General features: G+C 69.2%; 17 protein-coding genes. 4 read left to right on the forward strand and 13 right to left on the reverse strand.

What is annotated here, in order from left to right:
* Positions 1-418 (forward strand): LacI family DNA-binding transcriptional regulator (locus CVO76_RS11280; RefSeq protein ID WP_208739313.1); only part of this gene is annotated, 418 nt, incomplete at its 5' end.
* A gap of 44 nt (positions 419-462) precedes the next feature.
* On the opposite strand, the gene CVO76_RS11285 is transcribed toward CVO76_RS11280, so the two are convergent.
* The 7 genes from CVO76_RS11285 to CVO76_RS11315 all read right to left on the reverse strand — a co-directional run bounded on the left by CVO76_RS11285 (position 463) and on the right by CVO76_RS11315 (position 7447).
* The gene (locus tag CVO76_RS11285) at positions 463-891 is read right to left on the reverse strand and encodes a heat shock protein transcriptional repressor HspR (RefSeq protein WP_208739314.1); all 429 of its coding nucleotides are present in this window, start codon (positions 889-891) and stop codon (positions 463-465) included.
* A gap of 52 nt (positions 892-943) precedes the next feature.
* A complete protein-coding gene (locus CVO76_RS11290) occupies positions 944-1936 on the reverse strand; it encodes a DnaJ C-terminal domain-containing protein (protein WP_208739315.1) in 993 nt (330 codons plus the stop codon).
* Between the two features lie 159 nt (positions 1937-2095).
* Positions 2096-2758: a nucleotide exchange factor GrpE gene (locus tag CVO76_RS11295; RefSeq protein WP_208739316.1), complete on the reverse strand. Its 663-nt coding sequence runs from the start codon at positions 2756-2758 to the stop codon at positions 2096-2098.
* 2 nt (positions 2759-2760) lie between these two features.
* Positions 2761-4629: a molecular chaperone DnaK gene (dnaK, locus tag CVO76_RS11300; RefSeq protein WP_208739317.1), complete on the reverse strand. Its 1869-nt coding sequence runs from the start codon at positions 4627-4629 to the stop codon at positions 2761-2763.
* 140 nt (positions 4630-4769) lie between these two features.
* The gene (locus tag CVO76_RS11305; protein WP_208739318.1) at positions 4770-6083 is read right to left on the reverse strand and encodes a DUF2252 domain-containing protein; all 1314 of its coding nucleotides are present in this window, start codon (positions 6081-6083) and stop codon (positions 4770-4772) included.
* A 42-nt stretch (positions 6084-6125) separates the two neighbouring features.
* Positions 6126-7112: a hypothetical protein gene (locus CVO76_RS11310; protein WP_208739319.1), complete on the reverse strand. Its 987-nt coding sequence runs from the start codon at positions 7110-7112 to the stop codon at positions 6126-6128.
* Entirely contained in the window at positions 7109-7447 is a 339-nt protein-coding gene (locus CVO76_RS11315) for a PadR family transcriptional regulator (protein WP_133081278.1), read from the reverse strand. The genes CVO76_RS11310 and CVO76_RS11315 overlap by 4 nt, the downstream gene beginning before the upstream one ends.
* A 78-nt stretch (positions 7448-7525) precedes the next feature.
* Here CVO76_RS11315 and CVO76_RS11320 point away from each other — a divergent pair, with 78 nt between their 5' ends.
* Positions 7526-7750: a hypothetical protein gene (locus CVO76_RS11320; RefSeq protein ID WP_208739320.1), complete on the forward strand. Its 225-nt coding sequence runs from the start codon at positions 7526-7528 to the stop codon at positions 7748-7750.
* Between the two features lie 36 nt (positions 7751-7786).
* Here the strand turns inward: CVO76_RS11320 and CVO76_RS11325 are convergent, their stop codons facing one another.
* The 5 genes from CVO76_RS11325 to CVO76_RS11345 form a co-directional block, all read right to left on the reverse strand.
* Entirely contained in the window at positions 7787-9403 is a 1617-nt protein-coding gene (locus CVO76_RS11325) for a carbohydrate-binding domain-containing protein (protein WP_208739321.1), read from the reverse strand.
* A 24-nt stretch (positions 9404-9427) separates the two neighbouring features.
* The gene (locus tag CVO76_RS11330; RefSeq protein ID WP_244185907.1) at positions 9428-10207 is read right to left on the reverse strand and encodes a polyphosphate polymerase domain-containing protein; all 780 of its coding nucleotides are present in this window, start codon (positions 10205-10207) and stop codon (positions 9428-9430) included.
* A complete protein-coding gene (locus tag CVO76_RS11335) occupies positions 10204-10938 on the reverse strand; it encodes a DUF4956 domain-containing protein (protein ID WP_208739322.1) in 735 nt (244 codons plus the stop codon). The genes CVO76_RS11330 and CVO76_RS11335 overlap by 4 nt, the downstream gene beginning before the upstream one ends.
* A 133-nt stretch (positions 10939-11071) precedes the next feature.
* Positions 11072-12220, reverse strand: a complete 1149-nt coding sequence (locus CVO76_RS11340; protein WP_133081282.1) for a GGDEF domain-containing protein — start codon at positions 12218-12220, stop codon at positions 11072-11074.
* 205 nt (positions 12221-12425) lie between these two features.
* Positions 12426-13040 (reverse strand): TetR/AcrR family transcriptional regulator, encoded by a 615-nt coding sequence (locus tag CVO76_RS11345; RefSeq protein ID WP_208739323.1) that lies wholly within the window; start codon positions 13038-13040, stop codon positions 12426-12428.
* A gap of 219 nt (positions 13041-13259) precedes the next feature.
* On the opposite strand from CVO76_RS11345, the gene CVO76_RS11350 reads away from it, so the two are divergent.
* Positions 13260-13685 (forward strand): STAS/SEC14 domain-containing protein, encoded by a 426-nt coding sequence (locus CVO76_RS11350; RefSeq protein WP_208739324.1) that lies wholly within the window; start codon positions 13260-13262, stop codon positions 13683-13685.
* Between the two features lie 111 nt (positions 13686-13796).
* Here CVO76_RS11350 and CVO76_RS11355 read toward each other — a convergent pair whose 3' ends face one another.
* The gene (locus tag CVO76_RS11355; protein WP_208739325.1) at positions 13797-14396 is read right to left on the reverse strand and encodes a LysE/ArgO family amino acid transporter; all 600 of its coding nucleotides are present in this window, start codon (positions 14394-14396) and stop codon (positions 13797-13799) included.
* 68 nt (positions 14397-14464) lie between these two features.
* On the opposite strand from CVO76_RS11355, the gene CVO76_RS11360 reads away from it, so the two are divergent.
* A partial coding sequence (locus CVO76_RS11360; protein ID WP_208739326.1) for an ArgP/LysG family DNA-binding transcriptional regulator occupies positions 14465-15120 on the forward strand: 656 nt, incomplete at its 3' end.

The following is a 15120-nucleotide window of genomic DNA, read 5'->3' on the forward strand; positions in this document are numbered from 1 at the left end:
CGGCTACGAGGCGGCGATGGACGCCGCGGGCCTCGGGATCCTGGACTCGTGGCGCCTGGATGCCGACTTCACCATCCAGGGCGGCTACGGCCAGGCGAAGCAGCTGCTCGGCTATCCGCGGGACACCCCGACGGCGGTCTTCTGCGCCTCGGACGAGATGGCGATCGGTACCATCCTCGCCGCGCGGGAACTGGGCCTGCGCGTTCCGGAGGACATCTCGGTCATCGGGATCGACGGCCATGAACTCGGCGAGACCCTCGGCCTCACCACCGTCGCGCAGTTCCCGCAGCAGCAGGGCCAGCGGGCGGTCGAACGCCTGCTGCAGATCCTGCAGGGGCCCGATACGTGCGAGCCCGTGAACCACGCGGCCCGGACGGCCCTCATCGTCCGCTCGAGCACGGCTGCGCCGAGGGACTGACGCGCGTCGTCTGCCCGGAGGCAGGCCACGCCGCCGGTGGGCGGCTAGTTCGCCGCGCGGGCCGTGTCGGGGCGCCAGACGACGAGCGCCTGGCTGCGGGGGCGGGGACGCTGGCCGCGGGCCAGCGTGACGACGTCGCCGGCAAGTCCGGCCGCGAAGACCCTGCTGGTTTCGGACTGGACGCGGCGGGATGCCAGCTCCGTGGCGAGCTCGGTGATCCGCGACTGCAGTGCCGACACCTGGTTCTCGAGGTCGAGGATGCGCCGGATCCCCTCCAGGGAGACGCCCTCCTGAGACAACCGCTGGATCTCGCGCAGCGTGCTGACGTCCCTCTGCGAGTACCGCCGGGCACGTCCCGGCGCCCGGCTGGGCGTCACGAGGCCCAGCCGGTCGTACTGCCGGAGCGTCTGCGGGTGCATGTCGGCGAGCTCGGCGGCGACGGAGATGACGTAGATGGGCATCGTGTAGTCCATGGCAGTGCCTCCTTCCGTTGCCGGCGTTGCCGGCGGTGGCTCAAATGTACTGTTACAGGCGCGCCTTCGCAGCGAGGCCGGATCGCGGATCGGCGTCCTTCGTCGCGATCTGGAAGGCTTCGACGGCGGCCTCCGCCTCCTTGGACAGATTCTGCGGGACGACGACGTCGACGGTCACCAGCAGGTCACCCGTCGCCTTCGAGGTCTTCACGCCGCGGCCCTTGAGCCGGAGCGTGCGGCCCGACGGCGTGCCGGCCGGGATCTTCATCTTCACCAGCTCTCCGGTGACGGTCGGGACCTCGATCTGGGCCCCGAGGGCCGCTTCGGGGAAGCTGACCGGCACGTGCACGCGGATGTCGTCGCCGTCGCGCTTGAAGAGCGGGTGCTCCTTGACCTTGACCGTGACCATGAGGTCACCGGGGCCGGCCTGGCCCGGCTGTCCCTTGCCCTTCACCCGGACCTTCTGGCCGTCGCGGATGCCTGCAGGGATGCGGACATCGATCTGCTCGCCCGAAGGCTCGCGCAGGCCGATGGTGGTGCCGTTGATGGATCCGCCGAAGGAGATGGACGTGCTGGCCGTGCGGTCCGCGCCCTTCTGCGGGCGGGTGGACTGGAACCCGCCCGGGAACCCGCCACCCATGCCTCCGCCGCCGAACAGGTCGGCGAACTCGGGCGGCAGGTCGCTGTTCGAGAACCCGGTCCGCTGGCGCGTCCCCGTGCCCTGGCCGAAGAGGTTCCCGAAGATGTCCTCGAATCCCGCGTTGCCGCCGGCGCTCCCGCCGGACCCGCCGGCGGAGAACCTGGCTCCGCCGCCCATCGCGCGGATCGCGTCGTACTGCTGGCGCTGCTCGGCGTCGGACAGGACGGAATAGGCCTCCGATACGTCCTTGAACGTCTTCTCGGAGGCTGCATCGCCCTGGTTCTGGTCAGGGTGGTACTTGCGTGCGAGCTTCCGGTACGACTTCTTGATGTCTGCGTCGGACGCATCTTTGGAGACACCCAGGATCTTGTAGAAATCCTTGTCGACCCAATCCTGACTAGCCAATTGGCGTCTCCTTTCGTCGTTCTTCAAATAGAGAGGTGAGTGAGCGGCGGAAGCCGGGGCAGTCCCCGAGGAAGGCGGCTTCAATATTCCAAGGGCCGCCAGGCCCGCAGGAATTTCGTTGCCGCCGTTCGGGGACCGTCCCGGCGATCATGCTGCTGATTACTCCGGAACCGCCACGATGACCTGCGCGGCCCGGAGGACGCGCTCGCCCTTGCGGTAGCCCGCGCGGAGGATCTGGCTGACGCTGTCGACCTGGACGTCCGCACTGGGCTGCTGCATGAGCGCCTCGTGGATGTTCGGGTCGAACGCGACGCCGACCTCGTCGATGCGGGTCAGCTCGTACGTCCGGAGGACGTTCTCGAGCTTGCCCGCGATCGCCGCGAAGGGTCCTTCGGCGAGGTCGCCGTGCTGGCGTGCGGCGTCGATGTCGTCGAGCACGGGCATCAGCGAGTTGATCACGCCGATGACCGCCTGGTCCCGCGCCACGTCCCGGTCACGCTCGACGCGGCGCCGGTAGTTGACGTACTCGGCCTGCAGCCGGAGCAGGTCATTGCGGAGCTCCGCGACGACGTCGACGGCGGGATTGCTCTCCCCGTCGGCGCCGGCCTCGTTCAGGATCGCCTCGGCCTGCGCCAGGGCGTCCCCCTCGGAGGAGTCGCCCGCGGGGGAAGCCTGCCCCCCGGCCGCGGGGTCTTCCGCGGCCGGGGTGTCGGCGTCGTTCTGCTGCCCACGGACTTCGCCCGTCTCCGGGTCGATCTTCCGGTTGTCGCGAAAGCTCACCGGCTCTGACTGGTGCTCTTCTTCATTTCCGTGGTGCGGCATGACTACTTCTTCTCGTTGGTGTCTTCGTCGACCACCTCGGCGTCGACGATGTCCTCGTCGCTGCCGGTGGAGGCTGACTGGTCGTCGTCCGGGGCGCCGGCGGAGCCCGCGTCCTGCTGGGCGGACGCGTAGATCGCCTCACCGAGCTTCGACTGGGAGGCCTGCAGCTTCTCGAAGGCCGACTTGACCTCGTCGTCGTTGTCCTGCGACTCGAGCGCCTTCTTGAGGGCGTCGACGTCGGCCTGGACCTCGGTCCGGACGTCCTCGGGCAGCTTGTCCGAGTTGTCGGCGATCAGCTTGTCCACCGAGTAGGCGAGCTGCTCGGCACCGTTGCGGGTGTCGGCGGCCTCACGGCGCTTCTTGTCCTCGGACGCGTGCTCCTCGGCTTCGCGCACCATGCGGTCGATGTCCTCCTTGGAGAGGGACGAGCCACCGGTGATGGTCATCGACTGCTCGGTGCCCGTGCCCTTGTCCTTCGCGGACACGTGCACGATGCCGTTGGCGTCGATGTCGAAGGTGACCTCGACCTGCGGGACGCCGCGCGGAGCCGGCGCGATGCCGGTCAGCTCGAACGTGCCCAGCGGCTTGTTGTCGCGGGTGAACTCGCGCTCGCCCTGGAAGACCTGGATGGCCACGGACGGCTGGTTGTCGTCCGCCGTGGTGAAGGTCTCGCTGCGCTTGGTGGGGATGGCCGTGTTGCGTTCGATGAGCTTGGTCATCATGCCGCCCTTGGTCTCGATGCCGAGGGACAGCGGCGTGACGTCGATCAGGAGGACGTCCTTGCGCTCGCCCTTCAGGACACCGGCCTGCAGGGCGGCACCGACGGCGACGACCTCATCGGGGTTGACGCCCTTGTTGGGTTCCTTGCCGCCCGCGAGCTCCCTCACGAGTTCGACGACGGCGGGCATGCGGGTGGATCCGCCGACCAGGACGATGTGGTCGATGTCGCCGACCTTGATCCCGGCCTCGGAGATGACGTCGTTGAACGGCTTCTTGGTGCGGTCCAGCAGGTCCTTGGTGAGGTCCTGGAACTTGGCGCGCGAGAGGTGCTCGTCGAGGTGGACGGGGCCGTCCGCCGTGACGGAGAGGTACTGCAGGGAGATGTTGGTGGACGTCGCCGAGGACAGTTCCTTCTTGGCCTGCTCGGCAGCTTCCTTCAGGCGCTGCAGGGCGATCTTGTCCTTCGACAGGTCCGCGCCCTTGGCCTTCGCCTGCGACAGCAGGTAGTCGACCACGCGCTGGTCCCAGTCGTCGCCACCGAGGCGGTTGTCACCGGCGGTCGAGCGGACCTGGATGGTCGAGAACGCGTCCTCGTCCTTGCCCACCTCGAGGAGGGAGACGTCGAACGTTCCGCCGCCGAGGTCGAACACGAGGATGAGTTCGTCCTCCTTGCCCTTGTCCAGTCCGTACGCGAGGGCTGCCGCGGTGGGCTCGTTGACGATGCGCAGGACCTTCAGGCCGGCGACCTCACCGGCCTCCTTGGTGGCCTGGCGCTCGGCGTCGTTGAAGTAGGCGGGAACCGTGATGACGGCGTCCGTGACCTTCTCGCCGAGGTAGCTCTCCGCGTCGGTCTTGAGCTTCTGGAGGATGCGGGCCGAGATCTCCTGCGGCGTGTACTTCTTGTCGTCGATGCCGACGGTCCAGTCGGTGCCCATGTGGCGCTTGACCGACGAGATGGTGCGGTCGATGTTGTTGACGGCCTGGCGCTTGGCGATCTCGCCGACCAGGACCTCGCCGGACTTGGAGAAAGCGACGATCGACGGCGTGGTGCGTGCGCCCTCGGCGTTCGCGATGACGGTGGGCTCGCCACCTTCGAGAACCGAGACGACCGAGTTGGTGGTTCCGAGGTCAATACCTACTGCACGTGACATGCAAATTCCTTTCGACTGCCCGGGATTTGCGAGGCGCTCATCCGCCGGGCGCGTAGATTGAGCGTTCTGCACTCAAGTATAGGCCCGGTAGCCCCCAGGGGCAAAATGAAGTTGAGCCTTGCGGACTCAACTTCTTCCGGTCATGCTGCGGGGACGGCGCTGATGAGGCCCTCGCGGAAGGCGTCGACGAAGAGGGCATGGTCCTGCCGGACGGTGTCCGCATACGCCTCGCCGAAACCGACGATGTCCTCCAGGAATCCGTCCCGGTCGCGGTCGACGGCGGCCATGATGGCCGTCTCGGTGCGGAACGGCACGAGGTCGTGGTCGCTGTCCTCGTCGGTGGAGCAGTGGATCTTCGCCGTGGCCTGTCCGAGGGCCTCGAGCACGGGATCCATCTGCTCGGGTTCGGTGAGGTCGTCCCAGGACAGGTCCCGCTTGTAGGGGGAGAGTTCGGACACCACGAACGAGACCCCCCGGATGGTCGTGTACCCCAGGAAGGGGTCGGTGTGGGATTGCAGGGAGCGCTGGCTGATGACGGCGCGGTGCCCGTCGTCCTCGAAATAACCGCGCACGCGCTCGTCCCGGACGATCCGGCTGGGCGCGGCGATGTTGGACTGCTTCATGGTCAGGATGATGTCGTTCTCCTGGGCCTCGTCGAAGCCCTCGATCAGCACGTTGTAGGTCGGAAGTCCCGCACTGCCGATGCCGAAACCCTTCTTGCCCACGATGCCCTTGATCCGGTAGAACACCCGGCGGCGCGACCGCTCGCTGTCCGGGACGGTCCCGAGGTAGCGCTCGAAGGCGTCGGCCACCTCGGCGTACTCGTCGTCGTCGAGCGCCCGGATGGATCCGTCGTCGCGGAACGTCCGCTCGTAGTCCTCGATCAGGGTGAGCGAGTCGAGCAGCCCCGTCCGCCGGGCCGCGCGGGCCTGCTGCAGGACGCGGTAGATGGAGCCCTCGGCGTTGTCGAGCCCGAAGGCGAACGTGGACTGCTCGTTGTCCACGTAGTCCTCGACCCGGCCGAGATACGCCTCGAGATAGGTGTGCGCCAGGTCCCGGACCGCCCGTGACGGCAGGGCCTTCTGCCAGCAGAGCAGCGTCAGCGAGGCGACGAAGCGGCGCAGGTCCCAGGAGAAGTGGCCCACGTACGCCTCGTCGAAATCGTTGACGTCGAAGGTGAGCCGCCCCTGGTTGCTCATGTAGGTGCCGAAGTTCTCGGCGTGGAGGTCCCCGTGGATCCAGACCCGGCCCGTGCGCTCGTCCGCCCAGGCGTCGTCGAGCTCCGCCATGTCCGTGTAGAACAGGGCCGCGCTGCCGCGGTAGAAGGCGTAGGGATCCGCCGCCATCTTCCGGAACCTCGCACGGAAGGCGAGGGGATCCACTTCCATGAGGTCCTGGTGGGCCTCGACGAGGGTGCTGACGATGTGCTGCTGACGGGAATCTGTGTCTGCCATGCGCCCACGGTACGCCTGCGCCCTGTGGCCGGCCGGTACGCGTCAGTGATCGGCGAGGACCCGGCGCGGCGACGCCGCACCCGATGCACGCCCTGCCTTCAGGAAACCGTCGGCGACATCCCAGACGGCGAGGACCAGGACGGATGCGGTCACGATGGTGCTGACGGTCCAGCCCTCCGTCGCGACGCCGGGATCCCAGCCGGTGGCGTCGAGGAAGGCCGGGTTCAGGAGGTCCCCCGCGGCCCAGAGCTGGAGCGCCGGTACCGTGAAGGCGACGCCGAGGACGAGGTTCACGGCGGCTGCGGACCAGGACCACCCGCGCCGGAAGATCCAGGTCGCGAAGAATGCCTCGGCGACGATCAGCCCGAGGAACCACGGAAGCCAGGAGGTCCAGAGCGCGGGGTCGAGGAGCGGTATCCCGCTCCCGTCCTCGGCGCGGACCGCAGGTCGCACCTGCTGCCACAGGATCAGGCCCGCGAATACCGCAAGGAACACCAGCGAGGCGACCAGTTCGGACCGGCGGCCGTCACGGGAGCCGTCGGGCAGCTCCGGGAGCCGGTCGACCGTCCACTCCATCCCGGCCTCCGTGGAGCCCGTGCGCTCCAGGATGACGAACAGCAGGGTGGTCCAGAAACCGACGTGCACCGTCACGCTGATCGCCGTCGCCGCCGCGCTGCCGATCGCGCCGCCGACGCTGCCCGTGGTGAAGAGCTGGACGACGAACACGGCGGCCGCGGCGATGGGGACGGAGATGAAGGCGATGGTCTTCAGGAGGCGCAACCACTCGAGGTAGTACCGCGGACCCACCAGCACCAGCGGGCGGTCCACGTAGTCGGCGGCGAGGCGCTCGGGGTCACCCAATCCGGTGAGGGTGGCCCGTTCGGCGGAGGCCGGATCATCGCCGGCGGCGAGGCGGACGTCGATGGATTCCTCGATCATCTCCCGGATCTCGGGTTCGAGGCCGGAGCGCTGGGCCTCCGGGACGGTGCGGACGGCGGCCCAGATGTATCGGTCGGTGAGGCTGGTCATGATCTGTCCCCTTCGGCGAGGCGATGCAGCGATGTGGTCAGCCGATCCCAGTCGGCCGTGAGGGTGGCGGCGAGGTCGTCGCCGGCCGGACTCGTCCGATAGAACTTGCGGGGACGGGATTCGGCAGTGTTCCACTCGCTGGTCAGCAGGCCCTGCTTCTCGAGGCGCCGCAGGAGTGGATAGAGGGTGTTGGCGTCGACGTGGATGCCGGATGCCTCGAGGGACTCGAGCAGGGCGTACCCGTAATCGGGATGCCGAAGGCGACACAGACAGGCCAGGACCACGGTGCCGCGTCGCAGCTCCTGGAGGTGGCCCTGGAGGAGGTCGTCGCTCATGGCCGTTACTATACTGTGCGTCGCACACTATAGGAAGGACTGACGGTTCGAAGACTCCCGCGATGCGATACTGCGGGCATGGAACTCGACGAGTGGTGGAACGATGTGATGCCGGAGACGCGGCAGTGGCTCATCAGCAACAACGGGACGGCCCTGACGCCCGAGGTCGTGGCGGACATCAGCCGGGCCGGTGGCCTGATCGCCTCCGATTCCTGGTGGATGGGTGAGCGCGGGCCCGAGGGCGTCTTCCTCTCCGATGCCGCGACGGACTGGATCGAGGAACGGGCCGACAACGGGCGGTAGCGGGGAAGCCGGGGCCTCCCCGCTCCTGCCGCGCCGTCAGCGTCCGCCGGGGCCTTCGGACTGCGTGTACTCGCCGGCCGTGACGCTGCCGAGTTCCTCGGCACCGTCCAACGTGCCCTCGGTGACGCCCTCCGTGGCGACCGTGGTGCCACCCGTGTAGACGATGTAGGTCCCACCCTCGGTGATCGCCGCCGAGGAGAAGATCAGCGACGCGAGGTCCTTGCTCGCCACGAAGGAACCCACCACGGTGCCGTCCGACGACGCGATCTGGATCGCGGTACCGGCCGGGATCGTCGCGCCGAACGTCAGCTGCACGCCCGACTGCGTCGACGACGCACCCGGGGTGACGACCATGCCGGAACTGCCCGCTGCGGTGACCGTCCCGCCGTCGACCGTCAGCTCGCCGTTCACGTCCAGGGCGCCGTTGCCCTGGCCCGTCGGTCCGTTCACGACGACGGTGCCTCCGGTGATGCTCGCGTCGCCGTTGGAGTCGAGGCCGTCTCCCTCCGAGTCGATGGTGAGCGTCCCGCCCGTCACGCTGACCGTGTAGTCTCCGGCCGCCATGGACCCGCCGCCCATGCCGCCCCCGCCGCTGGTGGCACCGGACGACCCACCTGCCGCGTTCACGCCGTCGTCGCTGGAGGTGACGTCGACCGAGCCTCCGTTGACGGCGATGTGCTGGGCCTCCAGGCCCTCGACGGAGTCGGTGACCTCCACTGCCCCCGCATCGACGGTGAGCAGGGTGGCCGCCTTGACGCCGTCGTCGCCCGAGGACACCACCAGCTGCCCGCCGTAGACGGTGAACCAGCCGCGGCCGTCCTCGTCCTCGTTGGTGGCCTTCACGCCGTCGCCGCCGGCCGTGACGTCGTAGGTGCCGCCGAGCAGGGCGATGTAGTCCTTGCCCTCGATGCCGTCGTCCACGGCCTCGACGGTGACGTTCCCCGCTGCGAGGACGAGTCCGTCCTTCGACACGATGCCGTTGTCGGCATGGCCGGTCACCGTGAGGGTGCCTGCGCCGGCGATGGTGAGGTCGGCCATCGAGTACAGGGCCGCATCCGGGGCGTCCGTGCTGGTGTCCGCATAGCTGTCGGCGTCGCTCAGCGTATTGGCGGTGCCGTCCTCGAGGTGGACCAGGGCCTCGTTCGCGCTCGTGACGACGAAGGGGGATCCGGTGCTGCTGGTCAGCTCGACGCCGTCGAGGACGATGCGGACCACGTCCTCCTCCCCTGCTGCGACGACCACCCGGCCGTCGGCGAGGCTGCCGGACATCCGGTAGGTGCCGGCGGCCGTGATGGTGACGGTGTCGCCGTCGACGGTGACACCGTCGGCGGCGACACCGTCGTCCGTGGCGCTGCTGGCACCGTCCGCGAGCGTGACCGCTACTTCCTCCGCGGCGTCCCAGGTGAGGTCGTCGGCGTCGTAGTGGGTGTCCTCGGTGATGTCGGCCGCACCGGCGACGACCGCGGTCGGGTCGGTGGTGTCGCCGGTGTCGGTCGTGGTCGCGTCCGTTGTGGTGGTGTCGGTGGTGCCGTTCGCGGTACCGGCGTTCGTGGTCCCCGTGCTGCAGGCGGCGAGAGAGAGTGTGAGCGCGAGTGCGGCGACGGAGGTCTTCAGGGCTGTGCTGCGGTGTGCAGTGAGGGAGGGGATGCGCATGGGGGTCCTTCGGGACGTGTGGTGTCAGAGGGAGACGAGTCGGAGCGGAAGTCCGGTGGAGACGGTGCGGTGCCACCGGTTGGCCGGAAGCGTCGGATCGAGGACGGCCATGCCGGTGGCGAACTTGGAGATCCTGCCGGGCCGGATGCCGGAGGCCCAGAGGTGGCGGTCGAGGGCGCCGGCCGCGCCGCCGGACTTCGTCTCGATGATGACGGCGCCGTCGAGTTCGTGGGCCTGGCCACCGGGCCTGCGCCAGGTGACGCCGAGGTCGATCGTGGCCCGGCTCCCCGACGCGGGGAGGTAGAGCGTGATGCGTCGGTAGCGCGTCTCGATCACGGGCCGCAGGACGCCGGAGGGCACCGACCCGATGGAGCAGGCGAGTGTCTCGTGGACGTAGTCCAGGCCCCGAGGGGTGAGGCGGTGGCTGTCGGAGAGCGCGTAGGGGATGCGCTCCTTGACGGTGGCCGCACGCGCCCCCTCGGTCTTCACCTCGAGGAAGCCGGCAGCGCTGTCCACGTAGGTGCGGGTGCGGACCTTGTAGCGGCGGCGCCTGCCATGGGCGGCGAGGAGGTAGCTGTCCAGGGTCGGGGTGTCGAAGTAGACCGAGTCGTAGGTGAAGGACCGCCGCCCCAGCATCTCGAGGACGCGGACGTCGGCGTCGAACGATCGGAGGACGTTCGCGGCGAGACGCGTCCCGACCACGTACTTGCGGTCCATCCTGGTCTGCAGGGCGGCTGCGCTGTTCAGGTCCTCGAGGCTGACGGACGCCCTGCGGTCCAGGCCGGCGAAGGCACCGGCATTCACGACACACCCGCCGTCGCCCGTGCACTGCCGGCCGGATCCTCCTGAACCGGCGGCAGGGACGGGACGTGCGCCGGATCGGCTGCGGGCATCGCCTCGGGCAGGTCGGTGGAGCAGGTGGTCCCGGCCGGGGCCTGCGGCGGCATGGCGGTCGACGGTGGAACGGGGGCCCGCCGCGCGTCGGCACCGGCGGTGCTCGCCTCGTAGCGGACCTCGACGGTGGTCCTGTCGTTCACGAGGTCCAGCTCGGACACGGTGGCGGAGTGGATCCGGGCGTTCAGCACCTCTGCGAGGCGGACCCGGAGCATCGTCTCGTCACTGATGGCCCGGTCCAGCACCACGACCTGGTGCCGGTAGGCCGGGAGCACCCGTGCGTGGTCACCGATGACCATGACGGCGAGGACCAGCCCCATGAGGGCGAGCTGGAGCCACAGCGGCTCCGCGCCGAGGCCCGCGATCAGCCCGAGGGTGAGCGCGGAGAAGTAGTAGGCCACTTCGTGCTGTGCCAGCTCGGTGGAGCGGAGGCGGATGATGGAGAGGACACCGAACAGCCCGAGGCCCAGGCCGACGCCGGCCGCGGATCCCGAGAGGGCCGTCGCCACTGCGAGGACTCCGACGTTCATGCCGAGGTAGGAGACCACGAGGTCGCGACGGCGGTGCCGGCGCAGGTACAGGCCGATGGTCAGGAGTGTGATCGCCAGGAGGTCTGCGGCGATGAGGATCAGGATGTTCATGGGCTGGTCTCCGGTTCGTGGGGAAGGATTCTTCTCCTACGTTCCGGGGGCACCCTGTGCCACTGCTGTGTCGGACCAAGGCCCGGCATATGAGGTGGCGCCCGTGCCGCCCCTGGTGAGGACGTGATGCCGTTCAGTGCTGGTCCGCCCTGACGGCGCGGTCGCGGCCCAGTTCCTTGGCGGTGTAGAGGGCCACATCGGCGGCTGCGATCGCGTTGCCGATGCGGTCGGGCCCGGGCGGCAGTGCTGCCAGTCCGTAGCTGATGGTGGGGAGGGGGAAATCGAAGGCGGGTTGGCTCATGCGCAGGGTCTTGCTGATCAGCTCGGTGACCAGCTCCGCGCTGTCGAGCCCTGCGCCGGGGAGCAGGAGGACGAATTCCTCCCCACCGTAGCGTCCGACGAGGTCCGTCGAACGGACCGAGCGGGTACAGGCTGCCGCGACCGCCTGGAGGACCGAGTCTCCTGCAGGATGTCCGTGCGTGTCGTTGACCTGCTTGAAGTTGTCCATGTCGGCCAGGACGAGGGTGCTCGGGGTGTCCCGGGTCGGCAGGTTGCGTATCTCGGACTCCGCCAGTTCGAGGAAACCGCGGCGGTTCAGGATCCCCGTCAGTTCATCGTGGCTGGCCTGCGCCCGAAGCTCCTTGAGGGCCTGTTCGTTGCTGAGGGTCGCCATGGTGAAGGACACCACGATCAGCAGGACCATGGTGAACAGGGTCGTGGGAACGGTGCCGAAGTAGGTCTGGAAGGTCGACGAGGAGGGGCCGGTGGCCACGAAGGCGATCCACCGGCACAGGTAGTACAGACCCAGGGCACCGGACGCGACCGCGAGCGGACGCTGCGTGGTGGTCGTGTTGGGGTCCAGCCGCCAGATCTCGAGGGAGGCGCGTCCGATGAAGAACGTCATGAAGGCGAGGAGGAACCCTCCGGCGGACCAGGTGTTCGTCGACGGGCTGTCGAAGGCGGAGGCCACCACCGTGATGACCGGTGCGATCAGGATCTGCCACGGTCTCGGTGCCGTCGTGCGCAGGGCCCGCGCGCCGGCCCACACGCATGCGGCTCCTGCCACCAGCAGGGCGTTGCCGGCCGGGTTGGCCCAGACCTGGTGGACCGTACCATCACACAGGTAGAGACCGGTGCCCGTGAGGAACGAGGCGATCGCCGCGCACCACCAGGTGCTGTAGGTGGAGTGGCTGCGCCGCACGCTCACGCCGTAGAACAGCACCAGCAGGGTCAGCGCGATCACGCCGAACGCAACCTGCAGCGTCACAACATCCAGCCTCATGCAGCTCCCGCCATCGCGCGATGTCCCTCCGGCCGCCCAGGCAGCTCCCCGAAGCCTGACCGGATACGGCCTCGCCGCAACGATCGACCGCCCCTGCACAGGCCATGCCCGGTCCTCGCGCAGGTCGTGCACCGCCCGAGGTGGTGCTACCGATGGTAGCGAACGCGGACGCGGGGGCCGATCCGGGCGCGGACGAGGCACACCCCTATCGGATGGTCCGGTCTGCCTCCCCGCCCTCGAGGGGCGTGTGGAGGCCGATGAGGTGCTTCCCGAGCCGCTTGATCCGTGCACTGCTGCCGGGATCGATGCCCACACCCGAGACGACGGCGCCCTGCATGAGGACCAGCCAGCAGTAGGCGAAATCCTCCGCGTCGGTCAGGCCCATCGCCGTGGCGGCCTTCTCGACCGTGGAACGGATGTCGTCCAGGTAGAGGACGGCGGCCGCCCCGATCGCATGCCGCGGGCCGGTTTCCAGCAGGGCACGGATGTAGGGGCAGCCGGCGAAGTCCGGCGTGTGGAACCACTCGTCGAAGATGTCGAAGATCGCCAGCAGCTGTCCGCGGGGCGTATCCGCGCGGCGCTCGCTCTCCGCCCCGAGATAGCCGATCGTGAAGAGGCGCTGACGGCGCTCGAAGAACGCCATGACCAGATCGTCCTTCGACGGGAAGTGATGATAGAAGGTCGCCTTGGCCACGCCGGCCGTCGCGATGATCTCGTTCACCCCGACAGCCCGGACCCCGCGCTGCAGGAACAGGTCGTACGACGTCCCGAGGATCCGCTCCCGGGCGTCCTTCGTCTGGACTGCCGCCGCTGCAACCATGGATCTCCCCTGCTGTCGACTCGTCCGTCCATCCTAGGGTAGACAGACCGGTCTGCCCGTCGGGTACGCTGGACCGTCCGGCGGTTCCCCCAGCCGTCGGACACCTGGAGAGGCGTGAGACCCGATCCACGGTGCCGGCGGCCCCGGAAGAGGCCGCCGGTACCGCTTCCCCGGGAGGACAGAGCCGGCCCGACAGCCGCACGAGGGAGGAGGTGCCCGGTGACTCCACCTTCCGCGGAGACCGCCAGGTTCCGCCTGGAGTACCTCGCGACCGGCGTGCTGACGCTGCGCTGGGCGAGATCCATCGAAGTGACCGCGGGCGACATCGAGGCACTCGGGGTCCGCGTGCAGGCACTGGCCCCGGGATGCCTTCCTCCGATCCTGGCCGACCTCAACGGCATGGTCACCCTCTCCAGGGAAGCGTTCACCGCACTGTCCTCCGCGCGGAACCTCCCGGCGGTCGCCGTCGTCGGCGCTTCGCCCGTCGAGAGGGTGCTCGTCGCCCACTTCCGGGCGGTGCACCGGCCGTCGTACCCGATCGAGTACTTCGAGCGACGGGACGAGGCCCTGACCTGGTTGCTCCGACGGTCACCCCGCACCGCGGTCGGCCCGATCCCGGCAGCACAGGCGATCGTCGGCTCCTGACGTCAGCCGCCCTTCCGGCCGGTGGGACGTCCGCCGTCTCCCGACGCCTGCCTCCGGCAGACCGCGCCGACGGCGTTGCCGCGGTGGTGCCCCGCCCGCTCGCCCGCGCGGCTACACGACGAGCATCACCGCGAGGACGAGCATGACGACGGCGATCGACCCGTCGAGGACACGCCAGGCCCACCGTCGGGTGAAGACCGGGGCGAGGTACCGCGCGCCGACACCGAGTGCCGTGAACCAGAGGATGCTCCCCAGGCCGGCTCCCGCTGCGAACCACCACTTCCCCGGGGTCCCGTGGGTGCTGGCCAGCGATCCCAGCAGCAGCACGGTGTCGAGGTAGACGTGCGGGTTCAGCCAGGTGAGGGCGAGGCAGGTACCGAGCGCGGCCCGCCAGGAGGTGCCCGTCCGGCTGTCGGCATCGAGCGTGCCACCCCGGACGGCCCGGCGCGCGGCAACCACCGCATAGCCGGTGAGGAAGGCTGCCCCTGCCCAGCGCACCACCTCGAGGACGACGGGGGCGCCGGTGACCACCACACCCAGTCCGCCGACTCCGAGGGCGATCAGCACGAGATCCGAGAGTGCGCACACGGTCACGACCAAGGCCACGTGGGACCGCCGCAGGCCCTGGCTCAGGACGAAGGCGTTCTGGGAGCCGATGGCGACGATCAGGGTCAGTCCGGCAGCGAGGCCGGTAGCAGCGGAAGCAATCACACCACCACGGTAGGAGTGGAAGGACCCTCAGGCCAGCTAATGATTCTTCAGTGTGGTAAGACGGGCTTATGTCAAGCATCGAACCGGCGCAGGCAAGGGCCCTCGCGGCCATCGTAGGGGAGGGTAGCTTCGAGGGGGCCGCCGCCCTGCTCTCGGTGACGCCCTCGGCGGTGAGCCAGCGCATCCGCGCACTCGAGGTGGCCGTCGGGCGTCCGGTGATCACACGCACCCGTCCGCTGCGTCCCACCGAGGCCGGCGAGGCCATCGTCCGCTTCGCACGTCAGTTCGACCTGTTGTCCGCGGACCTCGCCTCCGAGCTGGGAGCCGCCGGCGAACGGCAGCACCAGCGCATCACGATCGTCATCAACGGGGACTCGCTGCACACCTGGGTCCTGCCGGCCCTGGCACCACTCGCCGAGAGCCTGCAGGTCGAGATACTGCGGGAGGACCAGCAGCATTCCCTCGATCTGCTGCGCGACGGGACCGCCGCCGCAGCCATCACCTCCATCGCCGAGCCCGTGCAGGGATGCTCGTCCCGGCCCCTGGGCATCATGCGCTACGTCCCGGTGTGCGCGCGGGCTTTCCGGGAGAAGTGGTTCCCCGACGGTGCGGGCCCGGACCGCCTCGCGGACGCTCCCGTGATCGTCTTCGACCGCAAGGACGACCTGCAGGACCGCTACCTGCGCACCCTTACCCGGCGGCCCGTCTCCCCGGATGAAGGTGA

Origin of the sequence: Arthrobacter agilis (assembly GCF_002953615.1) — a bacterium.
Classification (GTDB): Bacteria; Actinomycetota; Actinomycetes; order Actinomycetales; family Micrococcaceae; genus Arthrobacter_D; species Arthrobacter_D agilis_B.

What these genes read in the sequence shown, in the direction of transcription:
- CVO76_RS11285 (WP_208739314.1), bottom strand. Translation starts at nt 891, where the DNA reads ATGGACTACACGATGCCCATCTACGTCATCTCCGTCGCCGCCGAGCTC.
- CVO76_RS11295 (WP_208739316.1), bottom strand. Translation starts at nt 2,758, where the DNA reads ATGCCGCACCACGGAAATGAAGAAGAGCACCAGTCAGAGCCGGTGAGC.
- dnaK (WP_208739317.1), bottom strand. Translation starts at nt 4,629, where the DNA reads ATGTCACGTGCAGTAGGTATTGACCTCGGAACCACCAACTCGGTCGTC.
- CVO76_RS11305 (WP_208739318.1), bottom strand. Translation starts at nt 6,083, where the DNA reads ATGGCAGACACAGATTCCCGTCAGCAGCACATCGTCAGCACCCTCGTC.
- CVO76_RS11310 (WP_208739319.1), bottom strand. Translation starts at nt 7,112, where the DNA reads ATGACCAGCCTCACCGACCGATACATCTGGGCCGCCGTCCGCACCGTC.
- CVO76_RS11315 (WP_133081278.1), bottom strand. Translation starts at nt 7,447, where the DNA reads ATGAGCGACGACCTCCTCCAGGGCCACCTCCAGGAGCTGCGACGCGGC.
- CVO76_RS11320 (WP_208739320.1), top strand. Translation starts at nt 7,526, where the DNA reads ATGGAACTCGACGAGTGGTGGAACGATGTGATGCCGGAGACGCGGCAG.
- CVO76_RS11325 (WP_208739321.1), bottom strand. Translation starts at nt 9,403, where the DNA reads ATGCGCATCCCCTCCCTCACTGCACACCGCAGCACAGCCCTGAAGACC.
- CVO76_RS11335 (WP_208739322.1), bottom strand. Translation starts at nt 10,938, where the DNA reads ATGAACATCCTGATCCTCATCGCCGCAGACCTCCTGGCGATCACACTC.
- CVO76_RS11340 (WP_133081282.1), bottom strand. Translation starts at nt 12,220, where the DNA reads ATGAGGCTGGATGTTGTGACGCTGCAGGTTGCGTTCGGCGTGATCGCG.
- CVO76_RS11345 (WP_208739323.1), bottom strand. Translation starts at nt 13,040, where the DNA reads ATGGTTGCAGCGGCGGCAGTCCAGACGAAGGACGCCCGGGAGCGGATC.